Here is a 25,550-nt window from a genome sequence, read left to right on the forward strand (position 1 = left end):
TACACTAAATTATTTATTCTTTTACAAATTTTGACTTTTCTCTTTCAGATAAAATTAGTGCACATGCAGCATCTCCAGTAATATTTACAGAAGTTCTTGTCATATCTAACAATCTATCTATACCTAAAATAATACCTATTGCTGCGGGGTCTAATCCGACTGAAGTCAGTACCATTGCTAACATTACAAGGCCAACACCAGGAACACCTGCAGTACCAATTGAAGCAATAACGGCAACAACAACAACAGTTACCATTTGCATAATTGATAAATCGATACCTGATACTTGAGCTATAAATATCGTTGCGACACCTTGCATAATAGCTGTTCCATCCATATTTATCGTAGCACCTAAAGGCTGTACGAATGAACTAATTTCTTTTCTCACACCCATTTCTTTAGTACATTCTAGTGAAATCGGTAATGTTGCGTTTGAACTTGATGAACTAAAGCCAACTGTCATAGCTGGGAAGAATTTTTTGAAGAACCAGAAAGGATTCTTACCTGCTAATAATTTAACTGCTCCACCATAGATCACAAAGAAGTGCACTGCTAAAGCTAATAATACAACAAAGAAGTACATTCCAAGTTGTTTAATTGCGCCAAATCCTGCGTTTGTAAAAGCTGTTGCAACTAGTCCAAATGTACCAATTGGTGCGAAGTAATTCATAATCATAGTAACGATATACATGAGTATATCATTGGTCTGCTCGAAGACTTTTTTCACCGCTTCAACCTTACTACCAAGTGCAATCATTCCTACACCAATAAAGATTGCAAATGTAATAATTGGTAACATATCTTGTTCCACCATAGATTTCATTGGATTTTGTGGGAACAAATTAATCAATGTTTGATCAAATGTTTGATTTTCTGGTGCAGCTTGATCTGATGATTTAGCTTTTTGTTCAGCACCATATTTTTTAACATCATCACTATTTAATAAATCTGATTGACCAACACCTGGTTTAAATACTAAAGCTAATAACATTGCGATAATAATCGCAATTGCCGTAGTACATAAGAAGAATGTAACGGTTTTTAATCCTATACCACCTAGTAATTTTGGATCACCTACGCCAATAACCCCTAATACAATTGAAACAAATACGACTGGTACTACAAGCATAAAAATGAGGTTTAGGAATATTTGACCAATTACATTAAATACATATTGATTTGTACCTTGAACGAAACCCGTTCCGGCAAACATATTAAAAATCGATCCAACTGTTATACCTAATACTAAAGCGATAACAATTTTTAAAGTTAAGTTTTTCCTGACTTTCATATTAAACTACCCCCTATAAAGTATGTAAAATCATTTCTCCCATGTAACATATTATACTTTAAGGGCTTTCATTTTGTAAATTTATTTTTGTAATTTTACATAAAAACGAGTAAGTATTGAATATGACAATACTTACTCGTAAAAATATTATATCTGTATTTAAATTAATAATTGGTGTTCCATTGCATAGACTGCTGCTTGTGTTCTGTCTGATACTTTTAATTTATTTAGTATATGACTGACATGTGTTTTGATTGTTTTTTCAGATACAAATAGTGTTTCTGCAATTTCTTTATTGGTTTTACCTTTCACCAATTCTGCTAATACTTCAAGTTCTCTTTTTGATAATTTATTTTCTCTATGTGGTTTCCGTTCACTTTCAGAAATAACAGACTGTACTTTTGGATGAATTTTCTTCTCACCATTTAATACAGATCTAATTGTTTGTATAAGTGAATCAGGTTCTACATCTTTAATTTCATAACCATCTGCACCTTTATCAATAGCTGATATGACATGTTCTTCATCATAAAAGCTTGTTAAGACTAATATCTTAATGTTTGGATATTTCTTTTTCATGATACTTGTGATTTCAATGCCATTCATATCGGGCATAACTAAATCTAACAGAACAATATCTGGTGATTCATGTTGTTCTAAGTACTCTAGCAATAACACGCCACTTGAGAAATCAGCTTGTATATTGAAATCTGGAACAGTATCTAGTAAGAAACTTAATCCTTGTCGCACAATATGATGGTCATCTACTAAGATTATTTTATAACTCATGTGTGATACTCCTAACATTTAAAGTGGAATAGAAATCACAATTTCTGTTCCTTCATTCAATTTTGATTTAATATCTACATGTCCCTTCATTCCTTGAACACGTTGCTTAATATTTCTCAAACCGTGAGATAGCTTATTGTCTAAATCTTGACTTTCAAATCCTTTACCGTTATCTACAACTTTAAATTTAAACGATTTTTTATTTTGTTCTAGATATAATTTCGCACTATTTACACCTGAGTGTTTATGAATATTATTTAATGATTCTTGAATAATACGATAAACATTCTCTTCAATTGTATTCGGCAAATCAATAAGTCCTTCAACTTCAAATTCAGGTTCAATATGAATTAACTGACTATATTGTTTAATAGCTGATATTAAACCTTGTTCTAATCCTATCGGTTTAAGTTGCCATATTAGTGCTCTCATTTCATTGACAGCACTTTGACTCGTCTCTTCAATTGTTTGAAAAGCTTTCTTAGCCGCTTCATGATCATCAAGACTTTTCGCAGCATGAGCAGTGATTTTTAAAGAAAATAGCATTTGATTAACAGAATCATGTAAATCTCTTGCTAACCTATTTCTTTCATTTATACGAGCTGCTTCTTTTTCTTGATCGGTTAATAATATCCGTTTAATAGCAGAGCCGATTTGAAATGCTACAGACTCTAACAATTCTAAATCTTCTTCTGAATATCGTTTCGTATTTGGTGTCGCAATATTAAGCAGTCCAAATTGTTCATTACCAGAACGCAGTGGTACAGTTGCATGATGTGTAATCCCATCCGTCTTATCATGATGTTCTTTAGTTGCTTTTACAATTCTCGAACATGTAATAATATTTGAAGCTTTCGTTAGTTTTTTATTTTGATATGCTGTTACACACCAACACGTACCTTCTGTCATGTATTGGCAGCTATTATGTGTTAAAGCGGGCGGTAACGCTTCTTCAGCAACAAGTTCATGTTTACCTTCTTCATCAATAAAAAATATCCAACCTGTATGAAAGTTACTACCACTCACTAATTTTTTAAGTGCGCCATGCATCATACTATACATTTCAGTCTCTTCATTTAAAAATTCCGCAATTTCTTTTAAAAGGCTTGTACGCGTTGGTTTTTCCATATCAATCACCTTTATTATTATTGATTATACGTAATATTATATACGTCATGTCGTCTATCTCTAAGATGTCTAACAGTTCCGTTTTCTCTACCTCTTCTTAATACTTCTAAATCAATTTCACCGATAGCAACCATTTCTAAATTCTCACCTGTTTCACTCACGATACCATCACGAGCAAAACCATAGTCTGAAGGAGAATATATCGCTGAAGCACTATATTGGATATCCATATTCTCAGTTTGTGGCAAGTTACCGCATGTACCTGAAGTCACTGTATAAACTTGGTTTTCTATAGCGCGTGCCATACAACAATATTTTACACGTAAATAACTTTGTCTATCTTCTGTTGAGAATGGTGTAAATATAATTTTTGCACCTTTTTCCATTGCGATTCTAGCCATTTCAGGGAATTCACTATCGTAACAAATTTGAATCGCTATTTTACCACAATCAGTATCGAATACTTCAACGCCATTACCAGGTGATACACCCCACCATTTTCTTTCATTTGGTGTTACATGGATTTTATATTGTTTTTCGATAGATCCATCTCGTCTAAATAAATATGAAATATTATAAATATCTTCCCCTTCTTCAACGAAATGAGAACCACCAATAATGTTGATATTATATTTCATCGCAAACTGATTGAACATCTCAATATATTGAGATGTATAAGTAGTTAATTTTCTAATAGATTCTGCCGGATTACTTTGTTCATCAAAGCTCATTAATTGTGTCGTTAACAATTCTGGAAAGACGATAAAATCACTATCCGCATCGTATGCAACATCAATAAAGTATTCAATTTGGTTTGCAAACTCTTCAAATGAATTAATTTTACGCATCATATAATTAACTGTGCATATTCTCACAGGTTCACTCGTTTTAAAATGAACATTACTTCTTGCTATGTAATCAGGATTATTCCATTCCATCAAAGTAGCAAATTTCATACTTTTTACATCATCATTTAAATAATTGGGATTAATACGCATTAACGTAAAATCATTCATCAATTGAAATGTTAATACGGGATCTTTAATACGATGTTTAATGACACCTTGTACATATTCACGTGGCGTTAATTCATCACTATATTGATGATAGTTAGGAATTCTACCGCCTATAATGATACTCTTTAAGTTTAATTCATAGGCAATCTCTCTACGCGCTTCATACAATCTTGCGCCTACTTTCATCCCTCTATAATCAGGATGAACCATGACTTCAATACCATATAAATTATGACCGTGATCATTATGGTTTGTAATATAACCATTATTCGTAATACTATCCCAAGTATGTCTGTCATCATATTCATCAAAATTGATGATAAGTGAAGAACATGAACCTATTATTTCACCTTCAAATTCTACAACAATTTGTCCTCTCGGAAACATTCTTAAATGACTTTCAAGGTGTCCTCTCTCCCACGGTTCCATCCCTGGAAAACATTTAGACTGTAATTCAATAACTTCTTCAATATCATCAAAAGTCATCTGTCTAGTATTAATACTTACGTTAAATTCATTATTATCGATTGATTTTGACATGAAACATACTCCTCATCTCTTTTTCTTGTTATAATAATTATAACTTATTTTTTGTTATAATATAATTTTTCCCGATTTTGAGAGAAATATTCCTGGAGGGCGCTATGCTAATTACAATACCATCAAAATTTGAAGGTCAAACAATCGAAGAGATGTTTAAATCTTTACATCTACCAAAGAAAGAACTTCACCTTTTAAGAATGTCAAAAGAACTTACGATAAATGACGAAGTGTGTACATTAAGAAATACTGTAAATGCTGGAGATAAACTCAATATCCCATTATTTGACGAATCAAGCCAATATGTTTCTAGTTACCGATTAGCTGAAATTAAATACGAAGATGAATACTTAGCTATTGTTGTTAAACCTAAAGGTGTTAAAACACATCCAAATGATTTAAAAGAAGCAAACACACTTATGAATCACGTGATCTATACGTTAGATTCAGATTATGCTGAGCCTGTCCATAGACTTGACCAAGAAACTGTTGGTTTATTATTAGTCGCAAAACACCCTATCGCTAAAAAAATATTAGATCGTATGTTAGAAGATAGAGAAATTACAAGAACATATAAAGCGCAAGTTGATAGTCTATTACCACTTAAACCACAAACAATTGATATGCCAATTGGTAAAGACAAGTTCCATCCAAACAAAAGACGTGTATCACCAACAGGTCAACGTGCGATCACACATATACTTGAAAGTCATATGATTGATGAACATACAGCAGAAGTAGAATTAAAATTAGATACGGGTAGAACACACCAAATCCGTGTCCACCTTGCAGAAATAGGACATCCAGTTGTCGGTGATCCACTTTACAACAACAGTAAACTTAGAAAATTAAAATTACACAGCTACAAAATAGAATTCGAACATCCATTTAAAGATGAATTGATTTCAGTTACATTAGACGATTAAATAACGCGAAAAGCCAACAAAGCTTTAACTTTGTTGGCTTTTTCTATTTATCTCTTTAATCTTTGTTTAAATTTATTAATAAAGTTACTTCTTTTACTCGTTACAGGTCTCCCTATATTTAAGTGAGACTTTCTCATTTCTTTCCCTGCTAACATAGCCTCATCCATTAACATTTCTTGTGAGTTCATATGTTTATTCCCTGCATCATTGTATTGGTATAAACCTTCATTATTTTGAATACGACCTTTTAGTCCATCATTGAGTTGTAAATCAACAATACCTTTTAAACGTTTAACTAAATTAGGATCTAATACTGGGAATAATATTTCAACACGTTTAATCATATTTCTTGTCATCATATCAGCTGAAGAAAGATACATTTTTTCTTGTCCATTATGGTAGAAATAATAGATTCTTGAGTGTTCTAAAAATCTACCTACAATACTGATGACTTCGATATTTTCACTTACACCTTTAATACCTGGTTTTAGACAACAAATACCTCGAATTATCAGTTTAATTTTGACGCCACACTGTGATGCTTCAAATAATTTTTTAATTACTTTTTTATCTGTTAACGAATTCATTTTAGCTATAATGAGACCATTACCATGTTCTTTATGAGATTCCATTTCTTGTTCGATATGTTCAACAAAGAAATCTCGTATTTCAAATGGTGCGACGATTAACTCATTATAATCAGGCTTTAATGAATAACCACTTAAATAATTAAAGAAGTTAATCGCATCTTGTCCTATTTGAGGGTTTGTCGTAATAATTCCCATATCTGTATATATTTTAGCTGTCTTATCATTGTAATTCCCTGTTCCTAGATGCACAAAAGGTATCACTTTTCCTTTAACTTTCTTAATAACTAGCGTAATTTTACTATGTGTTTTAAGGAATGTCATACCATAAATAACATTACAACCTGCATCCTCCAGCATTCTTGCCCACTGAACATTGTTTTCTTCATCAAATCGAGCTTTCAATTCAACAAGAACTGTAACTTGTTTACCATTTTCAGCTGCATTTTTTAAAGCTTGAATGATTGGTGAATCACTACTTACACGGTAAAGTGTTTGCTTGATAGCAAGTGTATCTGGATCTTCTGAAGCTTCTTTTATAAATTCAACAATCGGCTCAAAAGATTCATATGGATGATGGAAAAATACATCTCTTTCCAATGCTAATTCAAAAACATTATTTTTACTTAATGAGGAAGGTATTTGTGGTGTATAAGGTTTAAATAGTAGTTCTGGGAATAAATCTTCTAATTGTCCTACAAGAGAGAATAACACTGTTAAATCTAGTGGACCATTAACTCTGTATATATCTTCGTTTGATAACTCAAGTTCATTCATTAAGAAAATACTCTTCACTTCTGCGTCTATATGTCTACTATCAATTTCAAGTCGTACTGCTGCACCACTTTTTCTTTCTTTTAAAAATCGTTCTATTTCTATTAATAAATCTTCTGCACCTTCTTCATGAATTGTTAAATCTGCATTTCTTGTTACTCTGAATGTGTACGTATTAATCACTTCATATCCATTAAATAATTGTTCTATAAATAATGAAATGACATCTTCAAGAAATACAATATATTTAACGCCTTCATGTTCTAACTTAATAATTCTATCTAATAATGTTGGAACAGGAACGATTGCCGATTTAATTTCGCCATCATTTAGCCTAATATCTACAAATAAATTCAACATTTTATTATTTAATTTTGGAAACGGCCTGTATGCATCTATTCCTAATGGTGAAAGTGTTGGTAATATTTCAGTGTTAAATTGATGTTGAAGCTGCTCAATCAAAGGTTCTGGCAATCTTTCTGGTTGTGTAATAAATATTTTATAGCTCTTTAACAATTCTTTTAATTCATTAAATCGCTTATATTGAAGCTCGACGTTCACTCTATTTTTCTTTTCAATGCCGATTAGTTGTTCTTTAGGTGTCAATTGCGCTTTATTCTCTGGTTCATTAAAATTCATCTTAACTTGGTCTTTCAACCCCGCTACTCTAACCATAAAAAATTCATCTAAATTAGAACTATGAATTGCTAAAAATTTCAACTGTTCTAATAAAGGATTGTTAGGATCAATTGCTTCTTCAAGAACACGATAATTAAAGTCTAGCCAACTTAATTCTCGGTTGTTGTAATATTCTGGATTGTCTAAATAAAATTGTTCCGCTTGTGCTTCCATAATTATCTCACCCTTTACAAATTTCCAATCAAGATTATAAAATCACACTACTTCATTTAAACGTAAGTTTATTAATCTTGTGTAAATATAATATTAAGTTTTTTCGGTAGTAACTTTTCTAAATGTTTTTTCTGTCTATCTGACTGATATTCTTCAGCGATTGGGTCTGTAACATATTTGGCTTTTAATTCAAATTCATTTTTCTTTTCAATTAATGCCATTGATTCAATGCAATCCGTATTAGAAACATTTAAAGCATGCGCAAACTTAATGATGCCGCCAAGCTTATGAATAATTTCCATTTCTTCATCATCAAACCAAGGCGTTCCCTTTATATAGAACTTTAATAATGTCTTGTTTTTAAAGCTTGCCAGAAGTGCTAATTTAACCCTTTCTTTATGCGATAAACCATTAATACTTGAATTGGCTATAATATAATACGTATGTTGTGAACTAGAATCTGCATCAATAAATGAACCTAAATAATATAAATATGCAGCTTCTTTAAATATTTCTCTATCTTCTTTTGAAATTTTGAAGCTAGTGATATCTTCTAATTTGTTTAACAAATCTTCAGCTAATTTCATGCGCTGTTTACCATTTGAAGCATTGATATTATATTCATTTGCTATATGTTTTAATGCATCACTTGTAACATTATTTTTATTAAATGCCTTTGGAAATTCTTCTTTAATTCTTGTCATCACTAAACCTTCACGTAGACCTTTTCTTGAGAACGTAAAACGTTTTGCATCTGCGATATCATATAATGTATTAAAGACAATAGAACTAGGTAAAATGATATCTGTACGGTCTCTACTTAAACCATCTAAATCTTTTAATTCACTTTTATCAGATTTTTTCAAGACATCAAACACTTCTTCAAGTCCTTTTTTAGTCATGTCATACCCATGTACACCTGCAATTGGATAATTATTTAATGACTGATGTATACGCGCATTATTTCGGGCAGATCCACCAATTCCTATAATAGGAACGTTTTTATCTTTTATCCATTTTTCAGACTCAAACTGTTCTTTAACATACTTCTCACATTTTTTTATCGCATTTTTATCATTGTGATCTTTATCAGAGAAAAATATTTTCTCTAAAGTTACAACACCAAAAGGAAAACTTATTGCCTCTTTTAACTTTTTATCTTCAAAATAAGTTATTTCTGTTGAACCACCACCTATATCAACTGTAATACCGTTATTTATATTTAAAGTATGTGTTGCTGCATAAAATCCGTAAAACGCCTCATCTTGTTCTGGAATAATTTCAATATCGAGATTCGTTTTGTCTTTTACACTTTTTATAATTTCATCTATATTTTTAGATTGTCTTACTGCTGCTGTAGCTGCAGGGACAAGTTCTTCCACTTGAAATTTTTCGGCAACTTTTTTAAAACTATTTAATGTTTCTACTAAAATATTGATTCCATCTTTGTTCATTGTTTTATCTTCTTCTAAATATTGACTCAAACGTGCTGGTGTTTTAACGTTTTGTAGTTCATTTAAACCTGTATCTTTAGAGTATTCAAAAATAACAAGTCTTATAGTATTGGAACCTATATCTATTAATCCTAATCTCTTCATAAATTGCCTCCAAAGTTATATTTTGATACAGAAAAAGGTGCCTATAGCACCTTTTTTCTGTTCTTTATATTTGTGTCTTAAAGCTGCTATTATTTTTTAGAGCTTATCATATCTTCTGGTTTAATCCACTCATCGAATTGTTCTTCTGTTAGAAGTCCTGATTCAATTGCAGATTCTTTTAATGTTAATCCATTTTTGTGAGCATTTTTCGCAATTGCTGCTGCATTTTCATATCCAATATGTGGATTTAAAGCAGTAACAAGCATCAATGATTGATTTAAATATTTATCGATATTTTCTTCAATCGGTTCAATTCCAACTGCACAATTGTTATTAAATGTTTCAATACCATCAGTTAATAAATAAATAGATTGTAATGTATTGTATAAAATAACTGGTTTAAATACATTTAATTCAAAGTTACCTTGTGATGCTGCTATACCTACTGCTGCATCATTTCCTAATACTTGAACAGCAACCATTGTTAACATTTCACATTGAGTTGGGTTTACTTTACCTGGCATGATTGATGAACCTGGTTCATTCTCTGGAATTGAGATTTCAGCTAATCCAGCTCTTGGGCCAGAAGCTAACCATCTTACGTCATTTGCAATTTTCATTAAGTCACTTGCTAATGCTTTAAGTGCGCCATGAACATAAACAACTTCATCATGAGCAGTTAATGCATGGAATTTATTTTCAGATGATACAAATGGATAACCTAATTGTTCGCTAATCTGTTTAGCCACTTTATCGCCGAATTCTGGATGTGCATTGATACCAGTACCAACTGCTGTACCACCAATTGCTAAGTTTAATAATTGACCTTTAGATTCATTTAATAATGATTCACATTTATCTAACATATATCTCCAACCACTAACTTCTTGACCTAAAGTTAAAGGTGTTGCATCTTGTAAATGTGTTCTACCGATTTTAATAATATCTTTGAAATTTTCTTCTTTTTTCTTAAATGTATCTCTTAACGTACCAATTGCTGGTAATAATTTAGATTCAATTTCATGGTATAAAGCAACATGCATCGCAGTTGGATATGTATCATTTGAACTTTGAGACATATTAACATGATCATTTGGATGAACGGACTCTTCTGAACCTTTTTCTTTCAAGTATTCATTGGCAACGTAGCTCACAACTTCGTTCACGTTCATATTACTTTGTGTACCACTACCTGTTTGCCAAACTACTAGAGGAAAATGTTCATCTAAGTTTCCTTTTAAAATTTCATCAGTAGCATATACAATGGCATCTTTCTTATCATCAGATAATTTACCAAGTTCATGATTTGAAATCGCTGCTGCTCTTTTTAAATGTGCAAATCCATAAATCACTTCAATTGGCATTTGTTCTTTACCTACTGGGAAATTCTGTTTACTTCTTTGTGTTTGTGCTTTCCAATATTTCTCACTTGGAACTTTAATTTCACCAAATGTATCATGTTCAATTCTGTAACTCATTTCAATACTCCCCTTTATTTCTTGAATTCATCATTCTTTATTCATCTCTATTATATCGTATAAAGAAAGCGATTTAAACTCTCAGTTGTCAGATAATTTAAATTAACGAAAAAAAGAGACTGAGACATTACATTATGTCCCAGACTCGTTTTTTAAGACTCTTGTTCAGATTTCTTTTCTTCAAAAGCTTCATCATTTTGTTCTGATATTTGTTCCATTTCTTTACCTAGTTCTTTAACATCTTCTAGGTCTTGAACCATTTCATTTTCTTCTTCTAGATTTTTATTCAAATTTCTCACCTTCTTATGAAAATTGAATTGAGAAGTAAGATCTAACGTCTTCAGGTAAGCCTTGTGCCGCTTCATTATCTAATACAACTGTTACCATTCTATGTTGTTTTAATTTAGCGGATTCAACAGAACCATTTGCAGGTTCTTGATATAACTGACTTACTGCTTTAGCTTTTTCTTTACCAGTGACAAGTACGATAACTTCTCTTGCTGGGTGAATTGCTTGATTATAGTCTAATCCAGTTCTACTATCTTCAGTTAAAGTGACAACATCTAACATCAATTTGTTTTTCTTTTTGTCAGTATTCACTTTTTCTTTAATAAATGCTTCAACATCACTACCGACATCAGTTTTTAATACTTGTTTAGCTGGGACACCTAATTCTGTGTAATAATCTTCTTTACCGTCAAAATCTAAAATATGAATTTGACTGAAGTTCACAGGATTTTTCTTAACATCATCTAATAGTTCATCAAAAAATGATGTTTGCTCAGCTTCTAAATGTACACCGACAACTGAAGTGCTGTCTGAATTAAATTGTTTGCGAACTACATCTGCAGCATATCGTGCAGCAATATCTTTTGTTTCAAATACTTTAAAGTTTAAAGCCATTTTGTCCACTCCTCATTTCAACTTGTCTATTTACAAAAATCATAACCTTTAGTCATTATTTATAATATACCCTTTTTTAATAGTAGTTAAAACATTTAATTCTGAATCAGCTATAACAAGATCTGCTTGTTTTCCAACTTTGATTGAGCCAATTCTATCATCAACTTTCAATCGAATAGCTTGATTTAAACTTGCTGTACGCCATGCTTCTTCAAGTGGTATATTTGCAAAGTCCATTAAATTTTTTAAGCCTTTGTTCATAAGTAATATACTTCCTGCAAGTGAACCTGTTTCTAATCTTGCTTCGTTATTTTTAACAAATACATCTTGACCTCCAAGATCGTATTTACCATTTTTCATACCTTTTGCACGCATTGCATCTGTAATAATGCAGAAATTCTCATTTCCTTTAGCAAGATACGCTAATTTTACTGCAGCAGGATGAGAATGAATACCATCAACAATGACTTCTGTTGTTAATCTTTCATCTGTCAGAGCGGCACCAAATACGCCTGGTTCTCTATGTGTAAATGTCGTTTGGGCATTATATAAGTGTGTAATATGCTTAAGACCATTTTGAACTGCTTTTTCAACGCCATCGTAATCAGATACGGTATGTCCTGCTGAAAAAATAACATCTTGATGAAGTGCTTTAATAACTTCTTCTGCACCTTCAACTTCTGGCGCAATTGTCACTACTTTAATCGCGCCATTTGCTTTTTCTTGAAAATCTTTGAATTTTTGCACTGTAGGTCTTGCAACAAATGCAGGATTTTGAGCACCAACTTTATGTTCAGAAATAAATGGACCTTCTAAATGTACACCGAGTATTTCAGCACGTTTATCATCTATCTGTTTATAGTTTGCAACATTTTCTAATGCAGCATTGATGGCTTCAGTTGATTGCGTCATCGTAGTGGCTAAAAAGCTAGTCGTACCTTCAGATAATAATTTCTCAGACAATAAATTCAATGTTTCTGGTGTTGCATCCATTGCATCTTGGCCATAACCGCCATGAATATGTATATCAATAAATCCTGGAAGTACGTGTTGACCATTCGCATCAATCGTATGTAATGTACCTGTATATTCCCCTTCTTGAATATCGTGAATACACCCATTACGCACTTCGATATAGCCATGATCAATTTTATATGTTTCAGTATAAATTTGTGCATTTTTCAAAATATAATTATCCATATCAATGTCTCCTTAAAAATGTATTTAATTATTGCCTTAATTCGTATATAATAAAGATAACATAACATTACGAGGGGGCTAATTAAATGAATACGCTATTAATCTGTATGGTTGGTGTAGCATTTATTACTGCGATGTTAACTGCTGGTCGCGATTCTAAAGACTACGGTCTTAAGGAAGAAGATTTAAACAAAGAACTTGAATCTTTAAAATCAAATAATAATTAATAACTGAGGCCATATGGCCTCAGTTTTTTTATTTCTATGATAAATTAGGATAGTTTTGTTGTCTTAACGCTTCATAAATTAATATTGCAGCAGTATTAGATAAATTTAAAGATCTTACATTATCATTCATTGGAATTCTTAATGCTGTATCTTTATATTTTTCTTTAACCCAATCAGGAAGTCCTGTTGTTTCTCTACCAAATATAAAGTAATGATTTTCTTCAACATTACTGTAATCAAACTGAGTATGTGGTTGAGTACCAAACTTCGTTAGTAAGTAATAGTTGCCACCTTCAGTCTTTTCGAAAAATTCTTCAATACTATCATAATAAACAATATTTACAAATTTCCAGTAATCTAGACCAGCTCTTCTTAACATTTTATCATCAGTACTAAAACCTAATGGTCTAATTAAATGTAAAGTTGTATCTGTTGCTGCACAACTACGTGCAATATTCCCAGTATTCGCTGGAATTTCTGGTTGATATAAAACTACATGATTTGTCATAATTTATTTTCTCCTAATCTCTAATCCTTTTATCATTTCTTCTTGGACTTCTTCTATTTCACGTTCATAGTGTGACATAATGAATGGTCTTGCCTCTTCACCTTGTATTTGACCGATAGCCCAAAACGCAGTGCCTCTTATCATTGGTCGCGGATCTGTTAACGCAACATCTATTAAATCAGGTATTGCACTTTCTTCATTAAAGTGAGCAAGTGCGACAATCGCATTTCGTTGAATCGGCTTTTTACCTCTCCATGCACCAGCTAAATGTCCATAAGTATTTTTAAATTCTTTATTAGACATTTTGAGTAGTGGTACAAGTCTAGGTTTTAGTACCTCAGGTTCTAATATAATGTCGTCATGTTCAGTATTAATCCCTCTATTTCGTGGACATACTTGTTGGCATGTGTCACATCCATAAAGACGATTTCCTATTTTATAGCGGTATTCATCTTTTAAATAACCTTTTGTTTGTGTTAAAAAGCTGATACATTTTTGACTATTTAATTGACCATTACCTACTAAGGCACCTGTCGGACATCTATCAACACAAATGTTACAATCACCACAACTATCTATAACTGGATCATCAGGTTTAAATGGTATACTGACTAACATTTCACCAAGATAACTCCAAGTACCTAGTTCTTCATTAATAATAAATCCATTTTTACCTGCAAATCCTAACCCAGCTCTTTCAGCTACTGAACGGTCAGACAAGACACCTGTATCGACCATTGATTTAATTTCTACATCAGGCACTTTTTCTTTTAGGAATAAACTGAGTTTATCAAGGCGATTTCTCATAATAGTATGATAATCTTGGCCCCATGAAGCACGCGCAAACATACCTCTTCTATCTCCTCTAACACTTTTAGGAGCACCCTTTAATTTATTCGGATACCCTACAGCAATTGCTATAATTGAGCGAGCAGATGGTAATGATAATTTAGGGACTGTTCTTAATTCAATATCACTTTCTTCAAACCCAGAAGCATATCCTTTAGAATGATAATCTTCTAACTTTTTCTTTAATTCATCAAAAGGATCAGCAGTTGTAAATCCAATACTATCAATACCAATAGAATGTGCATAATCTATCACTTCTTGCTTCAATTGATCTAAATTCAAATTTATTCACCTCACTATCAAACATGCTAATACATTTTAACACATTTAATAAATAAATTTACGGTATTCGTATTAATTCCATTAAATAAGTATATAAAAATTGCTTTCATAAACTATATGGTAAATGGTTTGGCAAGACATTATTTAGCTTGTTTGTGGTGGGGGGCTGTTGTGAACACTTCTGCCTAAACTTGTTCATAACGAGGGTGTTGTGAACACTTCTGCCTAAACTTGTTCATAACGAGGGTGTTGTGAACACTTTCGCCCAAACTTGTTCATAACGGGGTTCTTGTGAACACTTTCGCCCAAACTTGTTCATAACGGGGCGTTAGTTACAAAACTTGGCCGAACTGTTACTATGGATAGCCATAATTACAAAAGTCCTGAGAAATGTAAACAAGACACTCGTTATTTGCACTTCTAACCAAATCTGCTAATAACGACACCAGTATTTGCACTTCCATCCAAATCTGCTAATAAGCGAACAAAAAATCCGACAGTGCTCAAAAACGCTGTCGAATTTTTTAATTTATAATGTAATTGTTGTACCTATTTTATTTGAATGAGAACTTTTTAATAATGCATGGTCTGATGATCCTGAAATAATCTTGACGCTTTTACAGCCTTCTTTTATTGCAGAAATTGCGCCAGTAACTTTAGGGATCATACCTCCATATATTTCAGTTGTTTCTATATAATTATGAATATCATTTATACTTAAATGACTTTGTACTTCATCTTTAATCAGTACACCTGGAATATCACTTATTAAGAATAAGTCGCCTTCCATTTCACTCGCTATTTTATATGCAAGGCTATCTGCATTAATATTATATCTTTGACCAGTATTTCTATCGATACCGATTGGTGCGATAACTGGAATACTGTTCGAACATATATTAGCCAGTGTTTCTTTATTAACGGATGTACATTCTGCTACAAATCCATATTTAGAATCTAAAGGTTTAATGTCAAATAAATTCATATCAATGCCATTTATTCCTAATGCTAATGAGTCGTGTTGATTAATTTGATACACAACTTGTGGATTGACTTCACCTATCAATGTACTTGAAGTTTGTAGTAACACTTCTTCATCAGTAACACGTAATCCATCTACAAATTTACTTTCAATACCAATTTTAGTTAGTTGTTTATTAATAAACGGGCCGCCGCCGTGGACAATGATTGGCATATAATTTTGACTTTTTAAAGTAAGTATATCTTCTATTATCGTTTGACTTAAGTTGCTTAATACACTTCCACCAATTTTAATGACTGCATACTTCACTTAATGACCTCCTATTAAGTTCTATATAATGCATTAATTTTTACGTAATCATAACTCAAATCGCATCCGAAAGCGGTAGATGAATGATGAGAATTTCCAACTTTTGCTTCTATTTCAATTATATCTTGCTCCATCTTAGCTTTTAAATCTAACTCATCAAATGTTACATTCATACCTTTACTGACTAATAAATGTCCACAAAGCCAAACGTCTACTTCGTTAGTATCTACAGTATGATCTGCATAACCGATTGAAGTTACGATTCTTCCAAAGTTTGGATCAGCACCGTGTATTGCTGTTTTCACTAAGCTTGAACCAACAATTGTTTTAGCAATTGCACTATTTTGAGCTTTAGTCTTAGCACCTTTGACATTAACTTTGATTAGCTTCGTCGCACCTTCACCATCTCTTGCAATACTCTGAGCTAAATATTGACTCACATATTGGACAGCTTGAGCGAACTTCTCCCATTCTGGATGTGATTTAGTTAATGTATGTTGGCCACTTTCACCGTTAGCTAAAAGTATAACCATATCATTTGTACTTGTATCACCATCAACTGTAATCATATTAAACGTTTCATCAACAGATTCTTTTAATAAGTCATTCAAATCTTCAGAGTCAACATTTGCATCTGTAGTCATAAAGCCAAGCATTGTAGCCATATTTGGATGAATCATGCCTGATCCTTTACATGAACCGCCAATCGTAATAACTTCATCATCAATTTTAATATGTACTGCTATATGTTTAGTCTCTTTATCAGTTGTTAAAATAGCTTCATTAAAATCAGAAGAATGCGCATTATTGAGAATATCAATATTATTCACACCATATTCAATTTTTTGCATAGGTAAAAATTCACCAATCAAGCCTGTAGATGCAATTGCGATTTGATGTTCAGGTAGTTGTAGTTTAGATGAAGTCCATTTCTGAGTTTGCTTTGCATCATCCAAACCTCTTTGACCTGTACAAGCATTTGCGATGGCAGAATTAATAACAATTGCCGAAAGTTTGTGTTCAACATTAATACTTTCTTCAGTGACTTTTAATGGGGCTGCTTTAAAAGCATTTTGTGTATATACCGCTGCACAATTAGCTGGAACTGATGAATATAACCAACCAAAGTCTTTCTTTTCTCTACGTAAACCAACATGCATGCCGCCAGCAATGTATCCTTTAGGTGATGCGACATCACCTTCTTCTATAATGATCATTTCAGAGTCAATTAATTCTTCAGTCTTATCTAACATCAAATTCCTCCTATTCTATGGGTATATTGGTAATAAATTTAATCCTTCATCTTCATTAAATCCAAATAATCTATTCATGTTCTGAATTGCTTGACCACTTGCACCTTTAACGAGATTATCTATAACTGCAACGATAATAGCTTTTTGTCTGTCTTCATCAACATAAATACCTATATCGCAGTAATTACTGCCTAGAACTTCTTTTGTTGTAGGGAATTCGCCAAGGTCTCTTACACGAACAAATGGTTTGTCATCATATTTCTGTTTATATATTTGATGTAATGCTTCTTCACTTGTTTGATCTTTTAAATCTACATAAATAGTTGCCAATATACCTCTTGTCATAGGAACGAGATGAGGTGTGAATGTCACTTTTATGTCTGATTTCGAGACTTGTGATAAATACTGTTCAATTTCTGGTGTATGCTTATGGGATCCTAATTTATAAGCTGAAAAGTTTTCATTTGCTTCGCCAAAATGAACATTTTGACTTAATGTTCTACCAGCACCTGAAACACCAGTTTTAGCGTCTATTACAATCGTGTCTTTATTAATTAAGTCACTTTCTAAAAGAGGGTGTAAAGATAAGAGTATTGCCGTTGGGAAACAACCCGGGTTTGCAATAATTTGTGTCGATGATCCATCCACACTTGACCACTCAGGCAAGCTATACATCGCTTCATCCAATACACTCTGAGGAGCTGGCTTTTCTCCGTAATATTTTTCATAAATTGTGGGGTCTTTTAACCTAAAGTCTCCAGATAAATCGATTACTTTAATACCACGTTCTATTAATTTAGGAATAAAATTCTTGCTCACATTTGAGGGGGTCGCAAAAAATATTAAATCACATTGCACTGTTTCTACATCTAAACTTGTGAATTGTTCAATAATATTATTTTGTAAATGTGGATATGTTTCCTTAATATCTTGACCAGATTTCGAATGTGAGAATACATATTTGATGTTCACTTCTTTATGCTGATTTAATAATCTCATCAATTCGATTGCACCGTATCCACTTCCACCGACTATACCTATATCTAACACGAAAACACCTCTTCTATTTTTAGTATTATAATACTTTAGATAAAAATTGTTTCGTTCTTTCGTTTTGAGGATTATCAAATATTTGTTCAGGTGTACCTTCTTCTTGAACAATACCTTCATCCATAAAAATCACATGATCGCTGACATTTTTAGCAAATCCCATTTCATGTGTTACAACGACCATTGTCATACCTTCTTTGGCTAAATCTTTCATAACACTTAATACCTCACCAACAACTTCGGGGTCTAATGCTGATGTTGGTTCATCAAATAAAATAACTGCTGGGTTCATCGCTAACGCACGAGCAATCGCTACACGTTGCTTTTGTCCACCTGATAATTTAGAAGGATAAACGTCTGCTTTATCTTCTAGACCAACTTTTTGAAGTAATTGTTTAGCTTGATCTTCTAATTCGGATTTTTGTCCTTTTTTCAAAGTTAAAGGTGTTAGTGTAATATTTTCGATTACTTTTTTATGTGGAAAAAGATTAAAACCTTGGAAAACCATGCCCATTTTTTGTCTTAATTGATCCAACTTTGCACCTTTAGTATTTGTTAAATCATTATTTTCAAATACAATCTGTCCAGAGGAAGGTTCTTCTAATAAATTCAAACATCTAAGAAGCGTACTTTTACCACTACCAGATGGGCCGATAATCGCAACAACTTCCCCTTTTTCAATATTTAAATTAATACCTTTTAATACTTCATTTTTACCAAATGATTTGTGTAAATCGTTAACTTTAATCACTTACACTAAACCTCCTTTCAGCAAAGTACATCACTCTAGATAACGTAAACGTTAAGATAAAGTACAATACTGCTGCTACTAATAATGGTGTAAATGGATCAAATGATGCCCCTTGAACAACTTGAGCATTAAACATCAATTCACTTACGCCGATAACAGAAACTATAGAAGATTCTTTAATAACTGTTACAAATTCATTACCTAATGCAGGTAAAATATTTTTAATGGCTTGTGGCAAGATAACTTTAGTCATTGCTTGCGATTTATTTAATCCTAGTGATCTAGCTGCTTCCATTTGGCCATTATCTACTGCGTTAATACCAGCTCTAATAATTTCTGCAATATAAGCACTACAGTTAATGATGAGTGCGATAATACCACAAATTAATGCTGATAAATCTAATCCAAGTACTGCTGTTGTACCGAAGTAAACTAAAAATACTTGAACAAGTAATGGTGTGCCTCTTATAAATTCAATGTAAACTGAAGCAATCGATTTAAATATTTTACTATTACTTAATTTCATAAGTGCTAAGAAGCAACCAATTAATGCCCCAGCTACTACACCTAAGAATGATAATAAAATCGTATAACCTACACCATGTAAGAAATATGAACCATATTTACTGAAGAAAGAACCATCATCGAACATCGCTTCAGTTGCTTTATCTTGATAGTCTTTAATCAAATTATTGTCACGAACTTCTTTAACACTCTTATTAACTCTCTTCATTAATTCAGGTGAATTTTTCGGTAATGCAATAGCTGTTGTCTTGTCTGCATCTGAAAATGTTACATCTGAATATGTTAAATTAGGATTCTTCTCTAGGTACGCATCAGCAACAGGCCCTTCAATAATCATGCCATCTACTTTTCCAGAATTAAGTGACATAATAACTTCCGGTACTCTCGTTAATGAGCTAACTTGAGATTCTGGCATTTCTGTTTTTGCCAATTCTTCTTGAGTCGTTTGCTTTTGCACACCGACCATTTTACCTTTAAAATCATCAATCGTTTTTAATTTGTCTTTATCTTTTTTCTGTATAATCATTCTCTGATTAACTTCCATATAATCATCAGAAAAATCAACTTGTTTCTTTCTCTCAGGAGTTGGAGCCATACCAGAAATAATCATATCGATTTTTCCAGTTTTTAAAGCACCTAGTAAACTATCAAATTGCATATTCACAATCTTAAGTTTAATATCATTGTCTTTTGCAATTTTTTTAGCAAGTTCTATATCTATCCCAGCATATTCACGTTCACCATCTTTAGTGTGCTCAAACTCATAAGGTGCATAATCTGCTGATAAGCCTACTCTTAACTCGCCTCGTTCTTTAGCTTTATCCCATTGATCAGTTTCTGCAGCTTGTGACTTTATGGGGGCTAAATAAGGAATTGTAAGTAGTAAACAAATTGTTGCTATAACTACTTTAGTAAATACATTTCTTTTCAAATTCGTTACCTCCTGAATTAATAATATTCATTATTATACGCATTTATGAAATTTTATGCAATAGCTTTTTATAAAAAAAGTATGAACGAACGTTCATTCATACTTTACTTAATTGAACTTCATTTTCACTGTATCCAGTTGTGATAACTTCAAGTGCACTATCTAATGAAATTTCAACCATATTTTGTACTGCTGTATACGTATAAAATGCAATATGAGGTGAAATTAAAACATCATCACGTGACATCAATTCTTTTAAAGTAGGATCTTCAATTTCTTTGTCTTTATAATCATATGAGAAATATGCAAACTCATTTTCATATACATCTAAAGCGACACTATGTAATTTACCGCTATTTAATGCTTGAATGACATCATTAGTATTCACTGTCGCACCTCTAGCTGTATTCACTAAATATGCACCATTTTTCATATATTTAATCGTCTCTTCATTAATAATATGTGTCGTTTCTTCATTTGCAGGAACATGTAATGTAATTAAATCAGCTTTAGATAGTCCTTCTTGTAAACTTTGTACATATTCAATATCGCGTAACGATTGATCATATGGGTCATAACCGATAACTTCCGCACCAAATCCTTTAAATAATTGTGCTGACACTTTACCAATTCTACCAACACCAATAACCAGTACCGTCATATTTCTTAGTTCTGTAGCGATTACTGTTTCATCCCAAGTAAAATCTTGACGTTCTACTTTTTTATTTATTTTATTAATGTTTCTTACTAATTCTAATGCTCTACAAACTGCAAATTCCGCTATCGCATTTGGACTGTATGAAGGAATATTTGTTATTTTTAAATCATGTTTAGCAGCTTCAGTTAAATTAAACATATCAAACCCAGCAGCACGACCAGCAATTTGTTTAATACCTACATCTTTAAGTGCTTCATATATTCTGTCATCAAACTTAAATAGCTGTTGAGTACTCACACCATCAAAAGATGATAAAGTATGGACATTATTTAAAGTTAAATCCTCTTCAGTACATTCAATTTCATGACCATTAGATTGCCCCCATTGATATGCATAAGGCTTTTCATCTTCTCTTATATTAAATAATTTAAATTTCATAATATGTTCTTCCTTTCAGTAAAAAAATAATAATGATTAATTCTACAACACTTTATGAAAACAAACAATCTCTTTTTCATAATATTCTTACAATTAAAAATGTATGTATGCAGTATGGTTAATAACACAACTAACAAGAAGTGTTACTAATTAGTGTCCTTGTGAACAGTTTTGTCTAAACTTGTTCATAACGATAGCCTTGTGAACACTTCTTGCCAAACTTGTTTATAACGGGGTTGTTAATTACAAAAGTCAGCTGAAGTGTTACTATGGACAGCCTTAATTACAAAACTACTGAGAATTGTAATTACTGATCTCCTTATTTGCACTTCTCGCCAAACTTGCTAATAAAGGCACCAGTATTAAGACAAATTTAAAGGCTGAGACATTTTTCTTGTCTCAGCCTTCTCTTCATTTTAATTATTTTCTTTAAATAAAAACATTTCTTGATTGTATTTTGGAAGTATTTTTAAACAAACTTTATGTACGATATATGCAAATACAAACGGTATGACGAAATATGCTACGCCAAGTATTAATATATTTAAAAATACTGATCCTTCCATAAATTTTAATGCGTTTGCTGGTCCAACAAATCCGGTATAACCAAATCCTGTAGACATTGGTGTACCTTTTATGCCTATGAAATAAGTTAGTAATCCACTCATTAATCCATTTATGATTAATGGTACTGCGATGATTGGATTTTTGAAATATACTGGAATCATCATTTTAGCTGCACCGATTATAAGTACGATATTGATACCTTTTTCGTTTACTTTCCATGAGCCCATTAAGAAAGTCACACATGCTGCAACAATACCCATATTGCCAGCTCCTGAACTTAAACCGTTTAAACCGACTGCAGTAGCTATTGCAACAACTGAAATTGGCGTAACCATTAATAATGCATATGTAATCGCGATCAATATACACATCATTAACGGATTCAATGTAGAAAATTGTTCTATTAATTTGCCGATGCCTTTAGTTACATTACTAACATATGGAAGTGTCAGCATACCTATAAATCCACTAACTACTGAAATAATAATTGGCATAATCAACATATCTAAAGAACCAAATTTACCTTTCAATTTAATCATCAAATAACAACTGATAATTAACACAACGATTAAATTGACGACATCCCCTATACTCACAAATATAAATTGACCATTTTGTATTTTTACAGCGCCTGAACCTATTAATCCTGCAGCGCCAATCATAACCGCATCAGTAGCTTGGAATTTAAATTGATGTGCAACAACGATCCCTATAATTAAACTCATCGCAAACTGCATGAGTAATAATGCTTGATTAAACATTTCTAATAGCGGATGAAACTGTGATAAATAACTAAATAACACACCAAGTATGGCGTTTGGTATTAATGCTATAACAATACCTACACCTATACCATTTAAAATATTAAAGAAAAATTCCTTTACTGTGAAATGTTTATCCATAAAAAGCCTCCTGAAATAATATGTATTAATGATATATGACTTTATTTTCATAGACAATGCTATTTTTACTATTTTACTTTACTTTGGTATAGATTAATGTAATAGTCTAAATAACAACGTTGTTATAGGAGGCTATTTACATGTTTAATATGATTTCACAAGATAAAAATACAATTGTAATCAGTGACAAGCAAAATGAGCATTTCTTTACAATTCGCATATTAGAAGATTACTTAATCAATATTAAATCTTCTACACAGAAAGATATATCTTTACCAACTTGGACCATTACACCTGGAGATACTGACTTACCGTTTGAAGGTCTCTCAAGATACGATCAATCTAACTTTTCATGTCCTCAATATGAAATTTCAGAAGAACAACACAATATTATAATTGAGACAAAATTATTAAAACTCATTATTGATAAAGAAGATTTCTATTGTAGTTGGTATGATTTAAGTTCATCTGACAAAGAAATTAAAATCATGCAAGACCGTCAGACAGGCAGCTATCATCATCAAATATCAAAAAATCACCCGACTTGTCATTATTTAAATCGAGATAAAAATGAAATGTATTTTGGACTCGGAGAAAAGAGTGGAAAAGTGAATAAGCATGGCAGACGATTTAGAATGAAGAATATAGATGCTATGGGTTATAATGCTGAAACGACTGATCCGCTTTATAAACATATTCCTTATTATCTCACATACAATACTGACGAAAATATAGCATTTGGTATCTTCTATGATGATTATCAAGACTCTATTGTAGATCTTGGACAAGAGTTAGATAATTATCACGGTCATTATAGATATTATGAAACTAAATCAGATTTTCTTGATTATTACGTTATTGCTGGTCCGTCTATTCAACAAGTAACGACGCGTTTTAGTCATTTAACAGGAAGACCAACACTGATGCCTGAATGGAGTTTGTCTTATTCTGGCTCAACAATGCAATATACAGATTTACCAAATTCAGATGAAAGATTGTTGTCTTTTCTAGATCAGTGTAACACACATAATATAACGATTAGATCTTTCCACCTATCATCAGGTTATACATCCATTCATGATAAGAGATACGTTTTTAATTGGAATTACGATAAATTTAAAGACCCAAAATCTTTTGGTAAAGCTTATACAGACCAGAATGTAGAATTAGTTGCTAATATTAAACCTACCCTACTTACAGATCATCCTCTACTAGATGAGGTATTAGCCATAGATGGATTTATTAAAGATATGAATGGCAAACCGCTTCTTGTACAATTTTGGGATGAAAAAGGATACTACTTAGACTTTACAAATAAAGACACTATTAAATGGTGGCAATCAAAAATAGAACAACAATTATTATCTAATCATGTGAATTGCACATGGAATGATAATAACGAGTTCGAAATTTGGGATGATAAAGCTATCGTAAATGGATTCGGAAATGAAGCGAATTTCCAAGATTATAAAGCAATCATGCCTATATTAATGATGAAAGCATCAAGAGAAATTCAACAAAAATATCATAAAGAAGAATATCCTTATATCATTAGTAGAACTGGTGCAGCTGGTATGAGTAAATATGTTCAAACTTGGACAGGTGATAACTATACGAGTTGGCATACATTAAAATATAATAATGCTATGGCAATTGGTTTAAGTCTATCTGGTGTTTATAATTTCGGACATGATATTGGCGGTTTTTCTGGAGATAAACCAGAAGCGGAATTATTTTTAAGATGGGTGCAATGTGGTGCTTATTATCCGAGATTTTCAATCCACTCATGGAATGATGATGGTACTGTAAATGAACCTTGGATGCATCAAAAAGTATTATCTGAAGTTAAGCAAGCCATGCACTTCCATGAAAAGCTTAAACCATATCTTCAGTCATTAGTTATACAGGCACATGAATCGTATGAACCAATTATAAGACCTACTTTTTACCAATATGAAAATGATATCACTACTTTTGTAGAAAATGATGAATTTATGTTAGGTGAGCATATGTTAATTGCCCCTATCGTAGAAAAATCTCAACAAGAAAGAACAATCTATTTACCTAACAACAACAAAGGTTGGATTGATTTTCATAGCGGCAAACAATTTGAAGGTGGTCAAACAATAACCGTAAAAACGACTTTACAACATATCCCAACATTTGTAGTAAAAGGCGCAGAGATACCAGTTTATAAAGATGATTTAAAAACAATTGAAAATCTAAAGTTCTAAAT

The 25,550-nt window shown here is 32.0% G+C and carries 22 protein-coding genes; 3 read left to right on the forward strand and 19 right to left on the reverse strand.

The genetic code is table 11. The features are described 5' to 3' along the window. Window positions 1-13: 13 nt before the first annotated feature. The 4 genes from ACJTHF_RS04900 to ACJTHF_RS04915 form a co-directional block, all read right to left on the reverse strand. Window positions 14-1,291: a dicarboxylate/amino acid:cation symporter gene (locus ACJTHF_RS04900; RefSeq protein WP_078355952.1), complete on the reverse strand. Its 1,278-nt coding sequence runs from the start codon at window positions 1,289-1,291 to the stop codon at window positions 14-16. A 159-nt stretch (window positions 1,292-1,450) separates the two neighbouring features. Then, window positions 1,451-2,080 (reverse strand): response regulator, encoded by a 630-nt coding sequence (locus ACJTHF_RS04905; protein WP_058591064.1) that lies wholly within the window; start codon window positions 2,078-2,080, stop codon window positions 1,451-1,453. 18 nt (window positions 2,081-2,098) lie between these two features. Further along, on the reverse strand, window positions 2,099-3,208 hold the full coding sequence (locus tag ACJTHF_RS04910) for a GAF domain-containing sensor histidine kinase (RefSeq protein WP_078355953.1): 1,110 nt from the start codon (window positions 3,206-3,208) through the stop codon (window positions 2,099-2,101). 17 nt (window positions 3,209-3,225) lie between these two features. After that, the gene (locus tag ACJTHF_RS04915; protein WP_058591066.1) at window positions 3,226-4,764 is read right to left on the reverse strand and encodes a bifunctional GNAT family N-acetyltransferase/carbon-nitrogen hydrolase family protein; all 1,539 of its coding nucleotides are present in this window, start codon (window positions 4,762-4,764) and stop codon (window positions 3,226-3,228) included. Window positions 4,765-4,868: 104 nt separating this feature from the next. Here ACJTHF_RS04915 and ACJTHF_RS04920 point away from each other — a divergent pair, with 104 nt between their 5' ends. Next, window positions 4,869-5,690, forward strand: coding sequence for an RluA family pseudouridine synthase (locus tag ACJTHF_RS04920; RefSeq protein WP_048539842.1), 822 nt, complete (start codon window positions 4,869-4,871; stop codon window positions 5,688-5,690). 47 nt (window positions 5,691-5,737) lie between these two features. Here ACJTHF_RS04920 and ACJTHF_RS04925 read toward each other — a convergent pair whose 3' ends face one another. The 6 genes from ACJTHF_RS04925 to nagA form a co-directional block, all read right to left on the reverse strand. Next, the gene (locus ACJTHF_RS04925; protein ID WP_058591067.1) at window positions 5,738-7,903 is read right to left on the reverse strand and encodes an RNA degradosome polyphosphate kinase; all 2,166 of its coding nucleotides are present in this window, start codon (window positions 7,901-7,903) and stop codon (window positions 5,738-5,740) included. Window positions 7,904-7,974: 71 nt separating this feature from the next. After that, on the reverse strand, window positions 7,975-9,501 hold the full coding sequence (ppx, locus tag ACJTHF_RS04930; protein ID WP_058591068.1) for an exopolyphosphatase: 1,527 nt from the start codon (window positions 9,499-9,501) through the stop codon (window positions 7,975-7,977). Between the two features lie 89 nt (window positions 9,502-9,590). Beyond that, window positions 9,591-10,979 (reverse strand): class II fumarate hydratase, encoded by a 1,389-nt coding sequence (fumC, locus tag ACJTHF_RS04935; RefSeq protein WP_048539839.1) that lies wholly within the window; start codon window positions 10,977-10,979, stop codon window positions 9,591-9,593. Between the two features lie 152 nt (window positions 10,980-11,131). Continuing rightward, the gene (locus ACJTHF_RS04940) at window positions 11,132-11,344 is read right to left on the reverse strand and encodes an SAS053 family DNA gyrase inhibitor (RefSeq protein WP_370622769.1); all 213 of its coding nucleotides are present in this window, start codon (window positions 11,342-11,344) and stop codon (window positions 11,132-11,134) included. Next, on the reverse strand, window positions 11,283-11,882 hold the full coding sequence (locus ACJTHF_RS04945) for a 6-phosphogluconolactonase (protein WP_048539838.1): 600 nt from the start codon (window positions 11,880-11,882) through the stop codon (window positions 11,283-11,285). Before ACJTHF_RS04945 ends, ACJTHF_RS04940 begins: the two co-directional genes overlap by 62 nt. 48 nt (window positions 11,883-11,930) lie before the next feature. Further along, window positions 11,931-13,082, reverse strand: a complete 1,152-nt coding sequence (gene nagA / locus ACJTHF_RS04950; RefSeq protein WP_078355954.1) for an N-acetylglucosamine-6-phosphate deacetylase — start codon at window positions 13,080-13,082, stop codon at window positions 11,931-11,933. Between the two features lie 86 nt (window positions 13,083-13,168). Here nagA and ACJTHF_RS04955 point away from each other — a divergent pair, with 86 nt between their 5' ends. Then, a complete protein-coding gene (locus ACJTHF_RS04955; protein ID WP_162841915.1) occupies window positions 13,169-13,309 on the forward strand; it encodes a hypothetical protein in 141 nt (46 codons plus the stop codon). 34 nt (window positions 13,310-13,343) lie between these two features. Here the strand turns inward: ACJTHF_RS04955 and trmL are convergent, their stop codons facing one another. The 9 genes from trmL to ACJTHF_RS05000 form a co-directional block, all read right to left on the reverse strand. Next, window positions 13,344-13,817, reverse strand: a complete 474-nt coding sequence (trmL, locus tag ACJTHF_RS04960) for a tRNA (uridine(34)/cytosine(34)/5-carboxymethylaminomethyluridine(34)-2'-O)-methyltransferase TrmL (RefSeq protein ID WP_025904798.1) — start codon at window positions 13,815-13,817, stop codon at window positions 13,344-13,346. A 3-nt stretch (window positions 13,818-13,820) separates the two neighbouring features. Then, window positions 13,821-14,948: a tRNA epoxyqueuosine(34) reductase QueG gene (queG, locus tag ACJTHF_RS04965; RefSeq protein WP_078355955.1), complete on the reverse strand. Its 1,128-nt coding sequence runs from the start codon at window positions 14,946-14,948 to the stop codon at window positions 13,821-13,823. 529 nt (window positions 14,949-15,477) lie between these two features. Then, window positions 15,478-16,239, reverse strand: coding sequence for an acetylglutamate kinase (gene argB, locus ACJTHF_RS04970; protein WP_048539835.1), 762 nt, complete (start codon window positions 16,237-16,239; stop codon window positions 15,478-15,480). A 14-nt stretch (window positions 16,240-16,253) separates the two neighbouring features. Next, window positions 16,254-17,492 carry a bifunctional glutamate N-acetyltransferase/amino-acid acetyltransferase ArgJ gene (gene argJ, locus ACJTHF_RS04975; RefSeq protein ID WP_078355956.1) on the reverse strand — a complete coding sequence of 413 codons (1,239 nt, stop codon included), beginning with the start codon at window positions 17,490-17,492 and terminating at the stop codon, window positions 16,254-16,256. 15 nt (window positions 17,493-17,507) lie between these two features. Then, a complete protein-coding gene (argC, locus tag ACJTHF_RS04980; RefSeq protein ID WP_078355957.1) occupies window positions 17,508-18,542 on the reverse strand; it encodes an N-acetyl-gamma-glutamyl-phosphate reductase in 1,035 nt (344 codons plus the stop codon). Between the two features lie 25 nt (window positions 18,543-18,567). Then, window positions 18,568-19,293, reverse strand: a complete 726-nt coding sequence (locus ACJTHF_RS04985; RefSeq protein WP_048539832.1) for an amino acid ABC transporter ATP-binding protein — start codon at window positions 19,291-19,293, stop codon at window positions 18,568-18,570. Continuing rightward, window positions 19,286-20,749 (reverse strand): ABC transporter permease subunit, encoded by a 1,464-nt coding sequence (locus tag ACJTHF_RS04990; RefSeq protein WP_037589738.1) that lies wholly within the window; start codon window positions 20,747-20,749, stop codon window positions 19,286-19,288. Before ACJTHF_RS04990 ends, ACJTHF_RS04985 begins: the two co-directional genes overlap by 8 nt. A gap of 97 nt (window positions 20,750-20,846) precedes the next feature. Beyond that, entirely contained in the window at window positions 20,847-21,845 is a 999-nt protein-coding gene (locus ACJTHF_RS04995; RefSeq protein WP_058591074.1) for a D-2-hydroxyacid dehydrogenase, read from the reverse strand. 416 nt (window positions 21,846-22,261) lie between these two features. Then, window positions 22,262-23,314, reverse strand: coding sequence for a PTS transporter subunit IIC (locus ACJTHF_RS05000; protein WP_078355958.1), 1,053 nt, complete (start codon window positions 23,312-23,314; stop codon window positions 22,262-22,264). A gap of 140 nt (window positions 23,315-23,454) precedes the next feature. Here ACJTHF_RS05000 and ACJTHF_RS05005 point away from each other — a divergent pair, with 140 nt between their 5' ends. Continuing rightward, window positions 23,455-25,548: a TIM-barrel domain-containing protein gene (locus ACJTHF_RS05005; RefSeq protein ID WP_078355959.1), complete on the forward strand. Its 2,094-nt coding sequence runs from the start codon at window positions 23,455-23,457 to the stop codon at window positions 25,546-25,548. Window positions 25,549-25,550: the final 2 nt, after the last annotated feature.

The organism is Mammaliicoccus sp. RAM2 (genome assembly GCF_045897195.1).
In the GTDB taxonomy this organism is placed as follows: domain Bacteria; phylum Bacillota; class Bacilli; order Staphylococcales; family Staphylococcaceae; genus Mammaliicoccus; species Mammaliicoccus sciuri.